The organism is Streptomyces sp. NPDC047000, from assembly GCF_040644295.1.
In the GTDB taxonomy this organism is placed as follows: Bacteria; Actinomycetota; Actinomycetes; order Streptomycetales; family Streptomycetaceae; genus Streptomyces.
Window position 1 is genome coordinate 204,127 of sequence record NZ_JBEYWE010000010.1, and the last position, 18,605, is coordinate 222,731.

The window sequence follows — 18,605 nt, forward strand, 5'->3', positions numbered from 1 at the left end:
CCCGCGTCCGGGCTGATCACTGCGCGACAGCCTGCCGTCACGCCGGGCACGCGTCAAGCACACCGCCGACCGCACCGCCGAGTACGTCGCGGCACCTGCCGGTCTGCCGGCAACCGGCAGGTGCGTCAAGCGGGTTGAGTGACACGATTGATCCGGCCGATGCTCAGAATCTGTCATCGGCAGCCGTGTTAACTACGTTCCGGAAACGGCGGTGATACGGAACGTGCGCCTCTATAGTTTCGGCCGTCCCCTCCCGATCTCCTCGCCTGCCGCCCAGAGGAGGGCTGTTGTCACTCCACCCCGTCGCCGGGTCCCGCATCTGCCGCGGGGCGGGCGGCTGATGGCCAGAGAAGGAGCACGTCCCGCGTACGACCCCGCCGGCAACGACGTGGCCCTGCGCGCCGCGTTGCAGGATCTGCGCACCGGCCGCTGGATGGCGATGCGTGTACTGCTGGAGGACACCAGGGACTGGTGGCAGTGGACGCAGCGCACCCAGGTCCTCGCCGCCGCGGCGGCCGGTACCGATGTGGTGCGCGCCTGGCTGGCGGAGGAGCCCTTCAGTGTGCCGGCCGTGGTGATGCGCGCCCGGGTCGCGGTCGAGCGGGCCCTGCGGGCGCACCGTGAGGGGCACCGCCGTACGCACGAACTGTGGATCGAGGCGTGGGACGCCAGCCAGAGCGCCACCCGCACCGCGCCGCACGACCCGGTGCCCTGGGTGTGTCTGCTGGCGCTGGCCCAGCTCGACAAGGCGCAGAGCTGGCCGGAGCACCGGGAGACCGCCCCGGAGCCGCTGCTGCCGCCGGGGCCGTGGGGACTGCTCGCCGAGGCCGGCAGGCGCGATCCGTACAACCGTGAGGCCCACCACCGGATGCTTCAGTTCCTCTACGTCCGCGGCTCCGGCGAGCGGCTGTCGGAGGCGGTCGGGTACGCGCAGTGGGCGTCGGGGACCGCGCCGCCGGGCTCGGCGCTGCACATACTGCCGCTGTACGTACGGGTGGAGCGTTACCGGCGCTCCAGCGGGCGGGACGCGGCGCTCGATCTGCACTGGGTGGCGGAGGACGCCGCGCGGGAGGCACAGCTGGCGCTGCACTCCTGGTTCGAGACGAGCCGTCCCGCCGAGCGGTCCCTGCTGGACCTGAACCATCTGGCGCACGCGCTGTGGGGCGCTCTGCGATTCCCGGACGCCGCCCGGGTGTTCGAGGCGCTGGGGCCGTACTGGACGCCGCTGCCGTGGGCGTACCGCACGGCCGATCCGGCCGACCGGGGGCAGGCGGTGGAGGTGTTCGTGCAGGCCCGCGCCCGCAGCCGGACGGCGGCCCGCGACCCGGGCCGGCCCCACTCCTGAGAACCGCCCCCGTTCGACTCCTCAGGTGTCCGCCTTTCCTGCCTCGTTCCCCTTGGATCTCTGCCGTTTTCTCGGAGGTTTCCGCATGACCAGCACCTCTGAACCACCCGCTCCCGTCGGCGTCCCGCAGCGCGACGAGGAGCAGCGCCTGCGCGAACTCGGGTACCGGCCGGTGCTCGCCCGCCGTATGGGCGGCTTCGGCAACTTCGCGATCAGCTTCTCGGTGATCTCGATCCTGTCCGGCTGCATGACCCTGTACGGCTTCGGCATGGGCGCGGGCGGCCCCGCCGTGATGCTGTGGGGCTGGGCGGGGGTGGGCCTGTTCGTGCTGTGCGTCGGCATGGCGCTGGCCGAGGTCACCAGCGCGTATCCGACCTCGGGTGCGCTGTACTACATGGCCGACCGGCTCGGCGGGCGCCGCTGGGGCTGGTACACGGGCTGGCTGAACCTGCTCGGACTGCTGGGCGCGATCGCCGGGATCGACTACGGGGCCGCCCTGTTCACGGGCGCGTTCGCCAATCTCCAGTGGGGTTTCGAGCCGACGCCCGGCAGGACGATGCTGATCTTCATCGCGATCCTGCTGCTGCACGCCGTGCTGAACCTGTTCGGGGTGCGGCTGGTGAGCGTGCTCAACTCGGTCAGTGTGTGGTGGCACCTGGCGGGTGTGGCGCTGATCGTGGGCGCGCTGGCGGTCTGGCCGGACCACCACCGGTCGGCGTCGTTCGTGTTCACGAAGTTCGTCAATGACACGGGCTGGTCCAACTCCCTCTATGTGACGGCGATCGGACTCCTGCTCGCGCAGTACACGTTCTGCGGCTACGACGCCTCCGCGCATCTGTCGGAGGAGACGTCCAACGCGTCGGTGTCGGCGGCGCGCGGCATCGTCCGTTCCATCTGGGTGTCCTGGATCGCGGGCTTCGCGCTGCTGGCGGGCCTGACCTTCGCGATCCAGGACTACGACGCGACGCGCGCCAGCGCCACCGGCGTACCGCCCGCGCAGATCCTCCTGGACGGCCTCGGGACGGGCGGGGCGAGCGCGCTGCTGGTGGTGGTGATCGTGGCGCAGCTGTTCTGCGGCAACGCGGAGGTGGCGGCGGCGAGCCGGATGGTGTTCGCGTTCAGCCGCGACGGGGCCCTGCCGGGTTCGGCGCTGTGGCGGCGGGTCAGTTCCCGTACGCAGACGCCGGTCGCGGCGGTGTGGCTGTCGGTCGTGACGGCGGGCGTGCTCGCGCTGCCGTCCCTGTACTCGGCGACGGCGTACGGGGCGGTGACCGCGATCAACGTCATCGGTATCACCCCGGCGTACGCGATCCCGGTGTTCCTGCGGCTGCGGGCGGGGAGCCGTTTCCAGCCGGGTCCGTGGAGCCTGGGCCGCTGGAGCCGGCCGGTCGGCTGGGTCGCGGTGGTGTGGGTGGCGCTGGTGACGGTGCTGTTCTGTCTGCCGCAGTCGTCGCCGGTGACGGTCGACTCGATGAACTACGCGTCCATCGCCCTGGCCGTCGTACTCGTGCTCGCCAGCGTGTGGTGGTACGTGGCCCGCCGTTCGTACGGCACCCCGACCACCGCGGCCTACGGCTCGGACCGTGAGCAGGCCGAACTGGCGGAGGGAATCGTCTGAAAGCGCCGTGTACGGCTCCGGTCCTGGTAGGAACTCCCTTGGGGGATAGGGCAGGATGAGCGCACGTACCGGCCCCGTCGCTCCGGTGGGCCGGTACGCCGCACATCCCGCGTACCTGATCAGGTGAAGACGTGACCAGCGTGACCCCACTCCCCGTCCGGCCCCCGGCGCGCACCGCCGCCGTCCCGTCCGTGCCCGGAGGTGACCGGTGAACCGTACGCCGACCCTGGACGACTGGATCCTCGCCGGGATCGCGGTGGGCGCCGGCCTGCTGGCGGCGTTCCTGTCGCGCACCCTGCTGCGCTGGCTGGCCAAGCATGCCAAGCGGACCCGCTGGAGCGGGGACGACATGATCGTGGACGCGCTGCGCACGGTGGTGCCGTGGGCGCTGCTGGCGGGCGGCGCGGCGGCCGCGGCGGCGGTGCTGCCCCTGACGAGGACGGTCCAGCACCACACCAACGAGGCACTCCAGGTACTGCTGATCTTCGCCGTGACGACGTCGGCGGCGCGGGTGATCTCGGGCCTGGTGCAGGCGCTCACGCAGTCCCGTTCGGGGGTCGCCGGGTCAGCGACGATCTTCGTCAACATCACCCGGGTCGTGGTGCTGGCGATCGGCGGCCTGGTGATGCTCCAGACCCTCGGCATCTCGATCGCCCCGCTGCTCACCGCCCTCGGGGTGGGCGGCCTCGCGGTGGCCCTGGCCCTCCAGGACACGCTGGCCAACCTGTTCGCCGGCATCCACATCCTCGCCTCCAAGACGGTGCAGCCCGGTGACTACATCCGCCTCAGCAGCAGCGAGGAGGGCTACGTCGAGGACATCAACTGGCGTCAGACGACGGTCCGTCAGCTCTCCAACAACCTGGTCATCATCCCCAACGGCAAGCTCGCGGGCACCAACATGACCAACTTCAGCCGCCCGGAACAGCGGTTGACGGTGCTGGTACCGGTGGGGGTCGGCTACGACAGCGACCTGGAGCATGTGGAACGGGTGACGTCCGAGGTCGTCGCCGACGTCATGACGGAGATCGCCGGCGCCCTCCCCGACCACGAACCGGCGGTCCGTTTCCACACGTTCGGCGACTCCCGCATCGACTTCACGGTGATCCTGGGCGTCGGCGAGTTCAGCGACCAGTACCGCATCAAGCACGAGTTCGTGAAGCGCCTCCACCGCCGCTTCCGCGAGGAGGGCATCCGCATCCCGGCCCCGCAGCGCACGGTCGCCCTCTCCCAGGGCACGGTGTCGATACCGCAGCAGCGGCAGACGGAGGAGAACGACGAAGTGCCCTTGGCGCGAGGGGAGTAGGGGCGACAAGGGTCTTCCGGCCCGGGGGATGCCGGCCCAGCGGCGGCAGGGCGGCCGGGGGCGTGGCGGGGCCGGAGCGGGGCCGGGGCGGGACGAGGTGGTGGACGGCGGTCATCCGCTCGTCTCCCTGAGGTGCCGGCAGCGGGTGCAGTAGCGGGCCTGCGGGACGATCAGGAGGTGCTCGCGGTCCATCCGGGTGCGGCAGCGGTGGCAGACGCCGTAGCGGCCCTCGTCCATGCGGCGCAGGGCCGCCTCGACGTCGGCCAGGACCATGCGGGCCGACGCGGCCAGCTTGACGCGTACCTCGAGCTGCGCCGCCGCCTGCCGCTCCAGGAAGTGGTCCGCCCGGGAGGGGTGGGCGGGGGCGAGCTGGGCGAGCTGCTCGTTGCGGAACAGACGCTGCTCGTTCAGGTTCTCGCGCAGGGCGGCGAGGTCCTCGGGCGTCAGGTGGGTGGCGTCGTGGTCGATGGCCGGGTGGTTCACCGCTTCACCCCTTTGGGGGTCGGGGCCGGTATTCAGGTGTCAGTGCGCGGCGCGCCGGCAGGTCACGCAGTGCGGGGTGTACGGGAGGATCTCCAGGCGCTCGGCGGGGATCGGTTCCGCGCAGTTCCGGCAGGTGCCGTACGTGCCGTCGTCGACGCGGGCGAAGGCTTCGTCGACGGCCGTGAGGACGTCCTCGATGGCGGACCGCCGCAGCCCCGCCAGGTGGTCGGCGGCGCTGTCGCCGGTCTCGGCCAGGGCCCGGAGCTGGATGAGGCGGGTGCTGCGGGCGTGTTCGAGGCGCGCGCGGGTGTCGCGGACGGCGGAGGGGCTGCGCAACGCCGGTCCGGTCCCGGACGGCGGGGAGTGCGGGGCGTCGAGGTGGCTCATGGCTTAACCCTGCCCGCTGTTCCCCTTTGTTTCTATGGGTTCCAGGACCCATTTACCTTGGGTTGCCGGGCTCGTACGGTGGGTTCCTGGGCAGGGCCGGTCCGGCGGTGACACGGACGCGCAACGGTGCGGCATGTCCGACAGTGGAGGCAGGCCGACGTCCGGGAAGGCGAGGTCCGGGAAGGAGGCGGAGCACACGGTGTCGCTGTACTGGCGGATCTTCTCGCTGAACGCCGTCGTGCTGGGGCTGGCCACGGCGATGCTGCTGTGGGGTCCGGTGACCGTCTCCGTGCCGGTGGTGCTGACCGAGGCGCTGATCCTGGTGGGCGGGCTCGCGGCGATGCTGGTCGCGAACGCCGCTCTGCTGCGCTGGGGGCTGGCCCCGCTGGAGCGGGTGACCCGGCTGATGTCCACCGTGGACCTGCTGCGCCCCGGCCGGCGACTGCCCGTGCCCGGCGGCGGCAGCGGCGGGGGCGGCGGTGAGGTCGGCGAGCTGATCCGCACCTTCAACGCCATGCTGGAGCGGCTGGAGCAGGAGCGGGCCACCAGCAGCGCCCGCGCCCTGTTCGCACAGGAGGCCGAACGCCGCCGTATCGCGCAGGAACTGCACGACGAGGTCGGCCAGAGCATGACCGCGGTCCTGCTGGTGCTCAAGCGGGCCGCGGACCAGGCGGAGGAACCCCTGCGCACGGAGCTGGAGCAGGTCCGGGAGATCACCCGGGAGAGCCTGGACGAGGTACGGCGGCTGGTGCGGCGGCTGCGGCCCGGTGTGCTGGACGACCTCGGCCTGGTCGCCGCGCTGACCTCGCTCACCTCGGACTTCGCCACCCACACCGGGCTGCGCGTGACCCGCAGGATGGACCCCGCTCTGCCCGCCCTGTCACCGGAGACGGAACTGGTCCTCTACCGGGTCGCCCAGGAGAGCCTCACCAACGCCGCCCGCCACGCCGACGCCGAGCACGTCACGGTGGCCCTGCGGCGGGCCGGTGACGCCGTGGTGCTCACGGTCGGCGACGACGGGCGCGGTCTGCGGGCCGCACGGGAGGGCGCCGGGATCCGCGGGATGCGGGAACGCGCCCTGCTGGTGGGGGGTGCGCTCGACATCGTCTCCGTCCCCCCGCCCGGTACCGGTACCCGGATCCGGCTCACCGTGCCCCTCCCCCAGGAAGCTCAGATCTGATCATGCATGACAGCACGCGGCCCGTCCGTATCCTGCTCGCCGACGACCACGCCCTCGTACGGCGCGGCGTGCGGCTGATCCTCGATCAGGAGCCGGACCTGGAGGTCGTCGCCGAGGCCGGTGACGGCGCGGAGGCCGTCGCCCTGGCCCGCACCCGTGACGTGGACCTCGCGGTGCTGGACATCGCCATGCCCCGGATGACGGGTCTGCAGGCCGCCCGCGAGCTGGCCGCGCTCAAGCCGGACCTGCGGGTGCTGATGCTGACCATGCACGACAACGAGCAGTACTTCTTCCAGGCCCTCAAGGCCGGGGCCGGCGGTTATGTGCTGAAGTCCGTCGCGGACCGCGATCTGGTCGCCGCCTGCCGGGCCGCGATGCGGGACGAGCCGTTCCTGTATCCCGGCGCCGTCACCGCGCTGATCCGCACCTACCTCGAACGGGTGCGGCACGGCGAGGAGACCCCGGACCAGATCCTCACCCCGCGCGAGGAGGAAGTGCTGAAGCTGGTCGCCGAGGGGCATTCGTCGAAGGAGATCGGCGAGCTGCTGTTCATCAGCGTCAAGACGGTGCAGCGGCATCGCGCCAATCTGCTGAGCAAGCTCGGCCTGCGCGACCGCCTGGAACTGGCCCGGTACGCGATCCGGGCCGGGCTGGTGGAGCCCTGACCGGCCCCCGCCCCGCACGCCGCGGGGGCATCGCACCGCACGCCGCGGGGAGCGTCCCGTCGCCGGGCCCCTGTCGAACCGGAAACGCCCACGAGATATCTTGATGTCGAGCAATGTTGGCAACGTGCAGACGTGGAGCGGAGCACCCGGTGACTGAGTCGACCATCTTCTACACCTACACGGACGAGGCCCCGGCGCTGGCCACGCACTCGTTCCTGCCGGTGGTCCAGGCGTACGCCGCGCAGGCCGGCGTCGCCGTGGAGACCCGCGACATCTCGCTGGCCGGGCGCCTGCTCGCCGTCTTCCCCGAGTACCTCCGGGAGGACCAGCGCATCCCGGACGCGCTGACCGAGCTGGGTGAGCTGGCCAAGACGCCCGCCGCCAACATCGTCAAGCTGCCGAACATCTCGGCGTCCATCCCGCAGCTGAAGGCCGCCGTGGCCGAGCTGCGGGAGAAGGGCTTCGCCCTGCCGGACTACCCGGACGACCCGAAGACCGACGAGGAGCGCGAGATCCGCGCCCGCTACGACAGGATCAAGGGCTCCGCCGTCAACCCGGTGCTGCGCGAGGGCAACTCCGACCGCCGCGCGCCCGCCTCCGTCAAGAACTACGCCAGGAACCACCCGCACCGCATGGGCGCCTGGAGCGGTGAGTCCCGGACGAACGTCGCGACCATGAGCGCCGACGACTTCGCCGCCACCGAGAAGTCCGCCGTCATCGCCGCGGACGGCTCGCTGCGCATCGAGCTGGCGGGCGCCGACGGCACCACCACCGTGCTGCGCGAGTCCGTACCGGTCCTCAAGGACGAGGTCGTCGACGCCTCCGTGCTGCGGGTCGCCGCGCTGCGCGCGTTCCTCACCGCGCAGGTCGCCCGCGCCAAGGCCGAGGGCGTGCTGTTCTCCGTGCACCTCAAGGCCACGATGATGAAGGTCTCCGACCCGATCGTCTTCGGTCACGTCGTGCGCGCCTTCTTCCCGCGGACCTTCGAGGAGTACGGCGCCGTCCTCGCCGCCGCCGGCCTGTCCCCGAACGACGGTCTCGGCGCCGTCCTCAAGGGTCTGGAGTCACTGCCCGAGGGCGACGCGATCAAGGCGTCCATCGACGACGAGATCGCCGACGGCCCCTCCCTCGCCATGGTCGACTCCGACCGCGGCATCACCAACCTCCACGTGCCGTCCGACGTCATCGTCGACGCGTCCATGCCGGCCATGATCCGCACCTCCGGCCACATGTGGGGCCCGGACGGCGAGGAGCACGACACCCTGGCCGTGCTGCCCGACCACAGCTACTCCGGCGTCTACCAGGCCGTGATCGAGGACTGCCGCGCGCACGGCGCCTACGACCCGTCGACCATGGGCTCGGTGCCCAACGTCGGCCTGATGGCGCAGAAGGCCGAGGAGTACGGCTCCCACGACAAGACCTTCGAGATCCCGGCCGACGGCACGGTCCGCCTCGTCGACCGGGACGGCACCGTGGTCCTGGAGCAGCCGGTGGCCGAGGGTGACATCTTCCGCGCCTGCCAGACCAAGGACGCGCCGATCCGCGACTGGGTGAAGCTCGCCGTCACCCGTGCCGCCGCCACCGGCGACCCGGCCGTGTTCTGGCTGGACGAGGACCGCGCCCACGACGCCGTGCTCATCGAGAAGGTCAAGGCGTACCTGCCCGAGCACGACGCCGAGGGCCTGGACATCCGGATCCTCGCCCCGGTCGAGGCGACGAAGCTGTCCGTGGAGCGCATCCGCCGCGGCGAGGACACCATCTCCGTCACCGGCAACGTGCTGCGCGACTACCTGACCGACCTCTTCCCGATCCTGGAGCTGGGCACCAGCGCCAAGATGCTGTCGGTCGTCCCGCTGATGGCGGGCGGCGGCCTGTTCGAGACCGGCGCCGGCGGCTCCGCGCCCAAGCACGTCCAGCAGCTGGTCAAGGAGGACTACCTGCGCTGGGACTCGCTCGGTGAGTTCTTCGCGCTGGTGCCGTCCTTCGAGCAGTACGCCAAGACCACCGGCAACACCCGCGCCCAGGTCCTCGCCGACACCCTCGACCGGGCCACGGCGAGCTTCCTCAACGAGAACAAGTCGCCGACCCGGCGCGTCGGCGGCATCGACAACCGCGGCAGCCACTTCTTCCTGTCGCTGTACTGGGCGCAGGAGCTGGCCGCGCAGACCGAGGACGCCGACCTGGCCAAGGCGTTCGCGCCGCTCGCCGAGACGCTCGCCGCCGGCGAGGAGACGATCGTCGGGGAACTGCTCGCCGTCCAGGGCAAGCCGGCCGACATCGGCGGCTACTACCGCCCCGACCCGGCCAAGGCCGACGCCGTGATGCGTCCCTCGGCCACCTGGAACGCGGCGCTGGCCACGCTGGCCTGACGGGCCGCCGCCCGCCCGCGCAGGGCCCGCACCCGCACCGGGTGCGGGCCCTGCGCCGTACGTCCACCGGCCCTGGGCCGTACGGCTGTTTCGTATCATGTCCGGGTTGGCTGAAAATCGATCCCTGGAGCCGCCCGATGTCCGACGCAGCAGCGCCGTCCCCGTCCTTCGACGTCCTTCCCGGCGACGACGGCTCCCCCGTGCTGCTGCACGTCCCGCACTCGGCGCGGACCGTGCCGCCGGACGCCCGCGCGGGCATCGTGCTGGACGACGCGGCGCTGGAGCGCGAGCTGGACCACATCACCGACGGCCACACCGCCGAACTCGCCGCGCTGGCCGCCGGGTCGGCCGCTCTCACGCCCTGGCGGTTCGTCAACCGGCTGTCCCGGCTGGTCGTGGACCCGGAACGGTTCCCCGACGAGCGGGAGGAGATGCTCGCCGTCGGGATGGGCGCCGTCTACACGGCCACCACGCACCGCGAGGCGCTGCGGGCGCCGGACACCGACCCCGCGCCGCTGGTCGAGCGGTACTTCCACCCGTACGCGCGTGCCATGACGGACGCCGTCGCCGACCGTCTCGCCGTCACCGGACGGGCCGTCGTGATCGACGTGCACTCCTATCCGACGGCCGCGCTGCCCTACGAGCTGCACGGCGACGGCCCGCGTCCCGCGGTCTGCCTGGGCACGGACCCCTTCCACACCCCGCCCGAGCTGCTGACCGCCGCCCGGGAGGCCTTCGCCCCGTTCGGGGACACCGGCCTGGACAGCCCCTTCAGCGGTACGTACGTGCCGCTGGAGCACTACGGCAGGGACCGCCGCGTGGAGGCCCTGATGGTGGAGATCCGCCGGGACGTCTACATGACCGAACCGGGCGGCCCGTACGGCCCCGGCCTGCACGCACTGGCCTCGGCGCTGGCCACGCTGATCGACAAGATCACACACTGAGCGCGGGCCCGGACCCCGGTTCCGGGGTCCGGGCGCGGCGGCGCTCACGCGCGCAGCCACTCCGTGACGATCACCTCGTCGTCCGTGCGCAGGCGCAGGGCGAAGGGGCCCGAGACCGTGAGGTCGCCGGTGAAGCGGCCCAGGGGGTCGGCCGTGAGGGTGGCGGGGGTGCTGGGGTGGGGGCCGCCGAGGATCTCGATCCCGGCGGCCTGCGGGGGCATCAGCTGGCCCATCAGGCCGTGCGCGGTGACCTCCACGTCCACGGTCAGGTCGCCCGCCGTGAACGTCAGCATCCGCGGCGCTTCCGTGGCGCCCCGGACCGGGATGGCGTCGACCAGGGAGTCGAAGGTCAGCTCGGCGAGCCGGGCGTCCATGTCGTGCAGGGCGAACGCCTCGATGGCGATGTGCCGCAGCTCGGCAGGGACCGGGTCCAGGATCGCCACCGCCTGGCGCAGCTCCTCCTCCAGGGCGGAGTCCAGGGCGTTCTCCAGGGCGCTGTCGAGAGCGCCGTCCAGGCCGTCGTTGGCGTCGTCGCTCATGCCGGTCACACCGTCCCTCTCGCTTCGAGCCGGGTCCGCAGCCGGCGCAGACAGCGCTGGCGGAGCGGCCCGATGCTTCCCACGGCGATCCCGAGCGCCGCGGACACCTCCTGGTAGCTGGGCGGCGGCGCGGCCATCAGCACCCGCAGCAACTGCCGGCACCGGTCGCCCAGTTTCTCGAACTCCTGCCACAGCCGCCGGAGCTGCTCCGCGTGGGCGTCCGCCTCCTCGGAGTCGAGCACCGCCTGCTCGGGCGTGCGGTCGTCACTGACCCGGTCGAGCAGCATCGGGTCGTCGGTCGGCATCAGCCGCGTCTGGCTCCTGATCACCTTCAGGCACTCGTGCCGCGCGGTGCTCGCCAGCCAGGAACCGGCCTTGTCGGGTTCCCGGATCCGCCCCAGGTGCTGGGCGAACCGGAACCACACCGTCTGGTACACCTCGTGCCCGTCGGCGTCCGACATCCGGTGCGCGCGCACCACGGACCACACCAGCGGGCTGAACCCTTCCACCAGCGCTTTCCAGGCCGCCGCGTCTCCGCCGACGGCCGACCGGACCAACGCGCCGGCTTCTGCACGCTCCACAGACCCACCCCTCGTGTACGGCAGGACATCGTACGCCGTGGAGTGGACGGTTCCGGCCGTCATGACGGAGGCAGGAGCCGCACGACCGGCACCGGGCGCCAGGTCGCGGGCCGCAGCGCGGACACGTGCGCCCCGCGCACCTCCGCGAAGTCGGTCGTGGCGTCGAGCAGTTGACGGCTCGCCACGCGCGGGTCGGCCTCCTTGTGCTCCGTCATGCGCGTCGCGACCATGCCCGCGGCCACCGGAGTGGCGAACGAGGTACCGCTCCACTGGGCGAACCCGTCGAACATCACCTGGTCCGGTTTGGCCCCGGTGGCCTCCCGGCCCTCGCTCAACAGCCCGGTGTGGCGCGGGGACTGGCAGGTGCAGGTGTAGGTGAAGCCGTAGCGGCAGGCGTCGTAGGTGGAGTGCCGGTAGACGTACGGCACGGGCGCGTGGAAGCCGGTGAGGGCGCTCGTGAGCCGCTCCCCGGGGGCGTATGCCCGCACCCAGGAGCCGTGGTTGGAGAAGCAGGCGCCGAACTCGCCGTCGCCGCGCAGCGCGCCGACGGACAGCACGACGTCCCGGTAGTCGGGCAGGTCGGCGTAGGCGGCGGGCCAGAACGGCGTGGCGCTGGAGTTGTTGCCGGCCGCGGCGACCAGCAGCGTGCCCTGCGCCCGCAGTTCGCGCATGAACGCGTCGACGCCGAGCAGTCCGTCGGTACGCCCGTTGGAGGTGCCGGCGGAGAGGCTGATGATGTCGGGCCAGCCGTGCTCGTCGACCGCGTCGAACAGGGCGGTGCCGAAGTCGGATTCGAGGATCGCGCCCGCGTCGTTGAGCGTGTTGCGGACGGTGATGTCGGTGTTGGGGGCGACGGCCGCGACGAGCCCGGCGATGAACGTGCCGTGCCCGACGTACTGCTGGAGCACGCCGTCGTCGTCCGTCTCCCTGACCTGCGCGTCGCCCTGGGTGTGGGCGAGCAGCGGGTACGCCTGGTAGTCGCTCATCAGACCGGTGTCGATGACCAGGACGCCCACGGCGGTGTCGGGGTCGTAGGGCGTGGCGGCGGGGGCCGGGTTGGTGCCCTGGGTGAGCGGGGCGGGCACGGGCTCGTCGCCGGGGCAGGCGTTGACGGCGACGGACACCACGTGGTTGCGGCTGACCAGGCGGTGTCCGGCGCGGCCCTCGGCCTCGCTCAGCGCGCGCAGCGCGTGGTGGACGGCACGGTCGCCGTGCCGGTCGCCGTGGCCGGGGTCGCCGACCTGGATACGGGTGATGCCGGACCGGTTGGCCTCCGGACCGGCGCGGCGCACATGGTCGGCGGTGAGTCCGGTGGTCTCGGTGAAGTGGGTGCGCACGCGGTCCTCGACCAGTGCCGCCTCCGCACCGTCCCTGGCCAGGACCACGCCCTTCTCGTAGAAGAACTCCGCGGAGTCGTCCGGTCCCATCGCCAGCGGGACGTCGGGCATGGAGCGCTGGATCTGGTCGAACTGCTCGTGGAATCGCTGTGGTGCCATGGGGTGTCGGTCCTCCCCCTCAGGAAGCGGTTGTCAGTCAGAGCGTCACGGCCCGCGGTTGATACAGCCCGGCGGCGATTGCGGATACTAATCCGGATACGACTGGATACAGTCCACTACACCGCCGGATACGGTCCGATACGCCACCGGACCTGTGATGCGCGCGCCCCGGGCCACTACCATCGCCGGTGTGACAGCGGGAAGCGACTCGGTTCTCGATCTGCTGCCGATGGTGTTCGCCGCCCCGAACGACGCGCTGGCCGGGGCGAAAGGGGTGCTCGGCACCGATCCTGAGCCGTTGCACGCGTCGGTCGCCCACCAGGTGATCGGCATCTGGCAACGGGACTTCGGCGATCTGCGGATCGCCCTCAGACATCTGCGGCGCGCCCGGGACCTGGCCGCGCGCGCGGACTCCGCGGAGCGGGAGGCGGACGTCCTCGCCACGCTGGGGGTCGCCTTGGTGCACGCGGGGCGCACTCGGCAGGGTCTGGAGGCTTTCGAGCGCGGGGTCGCACGCGGGGTGGGACACACCCGCGCGCGCGTGCTGTTCCGGCGGGCGTACGTCTGGTGGGTGCTGGGGCACCACCGGGAGGCCCTGGACGACGTCCGCAAGGCCATCCCGGTGCTGCGGCAGGCCGGCGACGTCATCTGGACGGCGCGGGCGCTGACCCTGCGGGCCACCGTGCATCTGGCGCTCGGCTCGGTGGACCGGGCCGAGGCGGACTTCGGCGCCGCCGAGCTGCTGTGGGAGACCACGGGGCAGGAGCACGACAAGGCGGACGCGGTGGAGAGCCGGGGCCTCGCGGCGTTCCGCGCGGGCGACATCCCGGCCGCGCTGCGGCTGCTCGACGAGGCCGAGGAGCGGTACGCCAAGCTGGGCACCCCCACGTTCATGCTCAGCATCCGCCGCTGCGACGTGCTGATGGCGGCCGGGCTCGCCCCGGAGGCGCTCGCCGAGGCCGACGCGGCGATCCGGGTCCTCGACGAGATCGGCGGCCAGTCCACCCGCAAGGCGGAACTCCTGCTGGCCGCCGCCCGCGCGGCGCGGCTCGCGGACGATCCGCACACCGCGATAGCCCGCGCGGCGGTCGCCGAGAAGCTGTTCGCGGCCCAGCGGCGCACCTGGTGGGAGACGCACGCCCGGCTGGTGGCGACGGAGGCGCGTTTCACCGCGGGCCGCAGCACCGGGCGGCTGGTCGCGGACGCCGTCGCGACGGCCCAGAGGCTGACCGCCCTCGGTTCGCCCAGCGCACCCGAGGCGTCGCTGCTGGCGGGCCGGATCGCGCTCACGCTGGGCTGGACGGAGGACGCGGAACGGCACCTGTCGGCCGCCGCCCGCAGCCGGCACGGCGGGCCGCCGCTGGCCCGGATGACCGGCTGGGCCGCACAGGCGCTGCGGCACCGGGCCGCCGGCTCCAGCCGGGGCGTCCTGGAGGCGTGCCGGCGCGGTCTGGACGTCCTCGACGACCACCGGATGACCCTCGGCGCCCCCGAACTGCGGGCCCGCGCCACCGCGCAGGGCGCCGAACTCGCCGCGATGGCCCAGCAGGCCAGCCTCGCCACCGGCGGCCCGCGCCGGCTGCTGGTGTGGAGCGAACGCTGGCGGGCCACGGTGCTGACGGCGCCGCCCACCCGGCCGCCCGCCGACCCGGCGCTGCTCAGCGCGCTCACCGCCTTCCGGGTGAGCGCCGCGCAGGCCGAGGACGCCCGTACGGAGGGCCGCCCGCTGCTGGCCCTGGAGCGTGAACAGCGGCGTCTGGAAAGGGAGATCCGCTCCCGCACCCTGCATCTGCGCGGCGAGGCGGGCGGCGACGGGCACCGCTTCGATCCCGCCCGCCTGCTGGAGCGGCTGGGCGACGGCCATGGCGACGGCGAGGCGCGGCTGGTGGAGCTCGCCGTGCTCGACGGGCGGGTGCAGGTGCTGCTGTGCGGGGAGGGCCGGGTACGGCGCTTCGAGGCGGGCCCGCTGACGGAGGCCGTCGCGGAGGCGGAGTACATCCAGGCGGCGCTGCGGCGGCTGGCCCACCCGGGCGCGGAGGCCAGGCTGCCGCTGGTGGAGGCGGCCGGGCGGCGCCTGGAGGAGCTGCTGCTGGGCGCCGCGGCCCGGCATCTCGGCTCCGGCCCGGTCGTCGTCGTCCCGCCGGGGGCGCTGCACCGGGTGACGTGGGCGCTGCTGCCGTCGCTGCGGGAGCGGGTGCTCAGCGTGTCCCCGTCGGCGAGCAGCTGGCTGCGGGCGCGCGAGACGGAGCCGCCGCGGCGCGGGCGCCATGTGCTGGTGCGCGGTCCCGGTCTGGCGTCCGGCGGCGCGGAGGTGCCGGAACTGGCCGAACTGACCGAGCTGGTGCACCGTTACGGCCGTACGACGGTCCTGGAGTACGACGACGCGCGGGTGCCCCGCGTGCTGGAGGCGCTGGACGGGGCGGCGCTGGCGCATCTGGCCGCGCACGGTACGTTCCGTGCGGACAGCCCGCTGTTCTCCTCGCTGCGGATGGCCGACGGCCCGCTGATCGTGCACGACTTCGAGCGGCTCGCCCGCAGCCCCTACCGCATCATCCTCTCCAGCTGCGACACGGCCCGGCTGGCTTCGGTGGGCGCGGACGAGCTGCTCGGCCTGGTCACCGCCCTGCTGCCGCTGGGCACGGCCGGGGTGGTGGCGTCGAGCGCGCCGGTCAACGACGCGGCGGTGGTGCCGCTGATGCTGGCGCTGCACAAGGGCCTGGCCGCGGGGCTCACCCTGGCGGAGGCCCTGCGCGACGCCCGGGCCGCCGTACCCCGGGACGCGGTGCACCTGGCGACGGGCTGGGCGTTCGCGGCCTTCGGCGCGGCGTGACCGTCGGGGACGGCACCACGGCCCGCGGGGCGGCGTCAGGGGCGGCTGAGCGTCCGGGACGGCGTCCGGCGCTGCGCCAGAGGCCGCAGGGCGGGGTCCGGCGCTGTGCAACAGCCCACGGCCCGGTGTCCGGGCCGGTGTCACGGCCCACGGCGCAGCCGTCCGGCACGGCGCGACGGCCCGTGACGCGGCGGTCGGCACGGTGCCGGAGTCCGCGGGGCGGGGTCGGGGGCGGCGTCACCGCGCGTAGGGCGACGGCCGGAGGGCGTGAGGGTTCCTCCCTGGGCGTCCCGGGACGGGGCGCCCTATGGGGGCAGGGAGCCGGTGACGGGCCGGGAGGGGGCGGGGTGCGGCCGGGTGACGTCCCGCCGGAGACGGATGTCCACCCGTTTCGCCCCCGCGGGGCTGCGCTCCGCGCGGTTCCGGAGCATGGTGGGGGTATGGACGAGCGCCCTCCCGCGGTCGTGCTTCCGCCTGCGCCGGACGGCGGGCGCCGGGTGACGATCAACGGCAGACGGATGGGCACCGCGTACAGCCTGTTCGACGTGCTGGAGTATCTCCACGCCGCCGGACTGCCCACCCACGACACGGCCGTCGACGACCCCGAGCTGATCGAGTGGCGCGGTGGCGGCCCGTACGACTGGACCGACGGCGAGGGGTAGCCGCCCGACGCCCGTACCGCCGTGGGGCCGCCCGGCGCCGCCCCGGTCGCCCCGGCTCAGACCGACGGCTCCGGCAGTGCCGGTACCGCCCGCGCCGTGCCGTCCCCCGCCGCGCCCGGCAGGTCCGTCAGCCAGGGCAGCGCGCCCCGGTCGGAGGCGCCGAGGCGCGTGTAGGCGGCGTGCAGATGGTTGCCGACGGTACGCACCGACAGGGTGAGCTGCTCGGCGATCCGGCGGTTGCTCAGCCCCGCGGCGGCGAGGGTGACGATCTGGCGCTGCCGGGCGGTCAGCTCACCTAGGGCCAGGCCGGACAGCGCGGGGGTGCGGGCGCCCTGGCAGCGGCGGGCCAGCGCCGTCGCCCGGGTACGGGACAGGCGGGCGGCGCGCGGGTCGCGGTGGGCGCGGACGGCCTGGGCGTGCGCCTCCGCCGCGAACAGCAGGAAGCCGCGTTCCTCCAGGGCGCGGGCCGCGCGGTCCAGGCTGGGGCCGTCGGCCTGGGCGAGGGCGAGGGCGTGCTGCGCGAACGGCTCGCCGGCCGGCAGCGGCACCCCGGTGAGCCGCCCGGCCGCGCCGATGCGTACGGCGTCGTAGCGGGAGTGCGGGTCCGTGTCGTCGACCGCGCGCAGAGCGTCGGTCACATCGGCGCGGGCGGCCGCGAGCCAGGTGGCGGCGCGGGCCGGGACGGGACGGCCCGGGAAGGCCGCGTGCGCGGTGGCGAGGTCGCCGGACTGGGCCGCGGACAGGGCGAGTTCGAGTCGGCAGGCGGCGTCGTCGGGCGCGCCGCGCAGGCCCTCGCGGGCCCAGGCGACGGCGTCCCGCAGCTCGCCGCGCAGCCGGCTGAACCGCGCCCGCAGCGCCGCGTACCCGGCGGGGACCGGTTCGCCCTCCTCGGCCAGCCAGTCCCCCACGGGCGTCGGCAGGGCCCGTACGTCCGCCACCTCGATCCGCCGCAGCAGAGCGGCCGCCTCGGCGTCGAGGGCGGCGGCGCACCGCGCGGGCTTCCGGGTCAGCCGTGCAGCCCGCAACCGGCCGGCCGCGGCCCGCAGCACCGGCCCGTGCAGGGGGTGGGCGAGGCGTACGGCGCCGTGGTCGTCCACACGGATCAGGGCGTCGGCCTCCAGCTGTTCCAGCAGGCCGAGGAGACCGGGGTCGGAACCTGGGTCGAGCCCGGGGCCGGGGCCGGGCTGTGGGTTCGGGTCGTCCTCGAGGCCGTCGTCCACGCGCGGGCGCAGCCGCAGGGGCAGGGGCAGGGGTTCGGCGAAGGCCAGCCGTTCGAGGGTGTCGCGGGCGGCGGGGTGCGGGTGGGACAGAACCGCGGCGGCGCGCTCGCGGACGGCGCCGGTGACGGGGACGGGACCGCGCCAGGTCCACTCCCCCGCCCCCGGAGCGCCGTCCTCACCCGGGACCGGGTCCCCGTCGCGCGGAGCGGTGTCCGCCCCCGCCGGGCCGCCGTCGCGTACCGCCGTCACCAGGGTGCGCAGCAGACGCAGGTCGCCCCGGCACAGGCGGTGCAGGCGGGTCGTGGTGAGGGCTTCGGGGACGGCGCCGGTGGCCGCCGTGAGGAGCGCGGCCGTGTCCTCGCAGGAGAGGGGCTCCAGGGGCAGGCGGGGCAGCAGCTCGCCCGTCCACAGGCGGGACACCGCGGGCGGGGGTACGGGGCCGTCGTCGGCCACGACGACGAGGAGGCGGACGCGGCCGTGCACGGCGAGCTGGTGGACGAGGGCGGCGGAGGAGTCGTCGAGCAGGTGGGCGTCGTCGACCAGCAGCACCTTCACCCCCGTACCGGAGCCGGGAGCGGCACCGGCGCCGGAACCGGCCGCCGGGCCGGACAGGTGGCGGACCGCGCCGTGCAGGGTCACGGGCCCGGGCAGGAGGTGGGCGAACGCGGCGAAGGGGATGTCACGGGCCTGCGGGGTCCCGGTGACCCGCGCGCAGCCGGTGCCGCGCAGGACCTCGGCGGCCAGCCTGGTCTTGCCACGGCCCGCCGGTCCCGTGATCACGGCGCCGGGGCGGCCCGCGGTCAGCGCCCGGCGGACCAGGTCGAGTTCCTTCTCCCGTCCGGTGAACGGCCAGGGCGCCCCGGGGGTCGTCGTGTCCTGCTCGAAAAGCCTCACGGAAGGATGAGCGGCCCTACTCAGCCCTGATACACGGTGACTTGAGCAGCCCCCGACTCAGGCGTCCGGGGGCGGGCGGCGGCAGGCTT

The 18,605-nt window shown here is 73.7% G+C and carries 15 protein-coding genes; 9 read left to right on the forward strand and 6 right to left on the reverse strand.

Translation table 11 applies throughout. The features are described from left to right. Positions 1-340 precede the first annotated feature (340 nt). The 3 genes from ABZ862_RS18565 (at position 341) to ABZ862_RS18575 (ending at position 4,266) form a co-directional block, all read left to right on the forward strand. Positions 341-1,345: a hypothetical protein gene (locus ABZ862_RS18565; protein ID WP_360959264.1), complete on the forward strand. Its 1,005-nt coding sequence runs from the start codon at positions 341-343 to the stop codon at positions 1,343-1,345. Positions 1,346-1,430: 85 nt separating this feature from the next. After that, positions 1,431-2,963, forward strand: a complete 1,533-nt coding sequence (locus ABZ862_RS18570; protein WP_360959266.1) for an amino acid permease — start codon at positions 1,431-1,433, stop codon at positions 2,961-2,963. Positions 2,964-3,171: 208 nt separating this feature from the next. Then, positions 3,172-4,266 (forward strand): mechanosensitive ion channel family protein, encoded by a 1,095-nt coding sequence (locus ABZ862_RS18575; protein ID WP_360959267.1) that lies wholly within the window; start codon positions 3,172-3,174, stop codon positions 4,264-4,266. Between the two features lie 111 nt (positions 4,267-4,377). Here ABZ862_RS18575 and ABZ862_RS18580 read toward each other — a convergent pair whose 3' ends face one another. Next, positions 4,378-4,749: a hypothetical protein gene (locus ABZ862_RS18580; protein ID WP_360959269.1), complete on the reverse strand. Its 372-nt coding sequence runs from the start codon at positions 4,747-4,749 to the stop codon at positions 4,378-4,380. Positions 4,750-4,788: 39 nt separating this feature from the next. After that, a complete protein-coding gene (locus ABZ862_RS18585) occupies positions 4,789-5,136 on the reverse strand; it encodes a TraR/DksA C4-type zinc finger protein (protein WP_360959271.1) in 348 nt (115 codons plus the stop codon). Between the two features lie 199 nt (positions 5,137-5,335). On the opposite strand from ABZ862_RS18585, the gene ABZ862_RS18590 reads away from it, so the two are divergent. The 4 genes from ABZ862_RS18590 to ABZ862_RS18605 all read left to right on the forward strand — a co-directional run bounded on the left by ABZ862_RS18590 (position 5,336) and on the right by ABZ862_RS18605 (position 10,294). Next, a complete protein-coding gene (locus tag ABZ862_RS18590) occupies positions 5,336-6,316 on the forward strand; it encodes a sensor histidine kinase (protein ID WP_360959385.1) in 981 nt (326 codons plus the stop codon). 2 nt (positions 6,317-6,318) lie between these two features. Next, on the forward strand, positions 6,319-6,981 hold the full coding sequence (locus tag ABZ862_RS18595; RefSeq protein ID WP_360959273.1) for a response regulator transcription factor: 663 nt from the start codon (positions 6,319-6,321) through the stop codon (positions 6,979-6,981). A gap of 149 nt (positions 6,982-7,130) precedes the next feature. After that, a complete protein-coding gene (locus tag ABZ862_RS18600; RefSeq protein WP_360959274.1) occupies positions 7,131-9,350 on the forward strand; it encodes an NADP-dependent isocitrate dehydrogenase in 2,220 nt (739 codons plus the stop codon). A 137-nt stretch (positions 9,351-9,487) separates the two neighbouring features. Next, positions 9,488-10,294 carry an N-formylglutamate amidohydrolase gene (locus ABZ862_RS18605; protein ID WP_360959276.1) on the forward strand — a complete coding sequence of 269 codons (807 nt, stop codon included), beginning with the start codon at positions 9,488-9,490 and terminating at the stop codon, positions 10,292-10,294. Positions 10,295-10,338: 44 nt separating this feature from the next. On the opposite strand, the gene ABZ862_RS18610 is transcribed toward ABZ862_RS18605, so the two are convergent. From ABZ862_RS18610 to ABZ862_RS18620, 3 genes are read right to left on the reverse strand one after another with little or no spacing between them, the layout of a single operon-like run. Next, a complete protein-coding gene (locus ABZ862_RS18610; RefSeq protein WP_360959278.1) occupies positions 10,339-10,833 on the reverse strand; it encodes a hypothetical protein in 495 nt (164 codons plus the stop codon). A 5-nt stretch (positions 10,834-10,838) separates the two neighbouring features. Further along, positions 10,839-11,477 (reverse strand): sigma-70 family RNA polymerase sigma factor, encoded by a 639-nt coding sequence (locus ABZ862_RS18615; RefSeq protein WP_360959280.1) that lies wholly within the window; start codon positions 11,475-11,477, stop codon positions 10,839-10,841. Next, positions 11,474-12,910, reverse strand: a complete 1,437-nt coding sequence (locus ABZ862_RS18620; protein WP_360959282.1) for a S8/S53 family peptidase — start codon at positions 12,908-12,910, stop codon at positions 11,474-11,476. Before ABZ862_RS18620 ends, ABZ862_RS18615 begins: the two co-directional genes overlap by 4 nt. Positions 12,911-13,067: 157 nt before the next feature. Here ABZ862_RS18620 and ABZ862_RS18625 point away from each other — a divergent pair, with 157 nt between their 5' ends. Together ABZ862_RS18625 and ABZ862_RS18630 are read left to right on the forward strand one after the other, a co-directional pair. Then, complete coding sequence (locus ABZ862_RS18625; protein WP_360959284.1) at positions 13,068-15,740, forward strand: CHAT domain-containing protein; 2,673 nt, start codon at positions 13,068-13,070, stop codon at positions 15,738-15,740. A gap of 440 nt (positions 15,741-16,180) precedes the next feature. Next, positions 16,181-16,402, forward strand: coding sequence for a hypothetical protein (locus tag ABZ862_RS18630; protein ID WP_360959286.1), 222 nt, complete (start codon positions 16,181-16,183; stop codon positions 16,400-16,402). Positions 16,403-16,458: 56 nt separating this feature from the next. Here ABZ862_RS18630 and ABZ862_RS18635 read toward each other — a convergent pair whose 3' ends face one another. Next, on the reverse strand, positions 16,459-18,516 hold the full coding sequence (locus ABZ862_RS18635; protein WP_360959287.1) for a LuxR C-terminal-related transcriptional regulator: 2,058 nt from the start codon (positions 18,514-18,516) through the stop codon (positions 16,459-16,461). Positions 18,517-18,605: the final 89 nt, after the last annotated feature.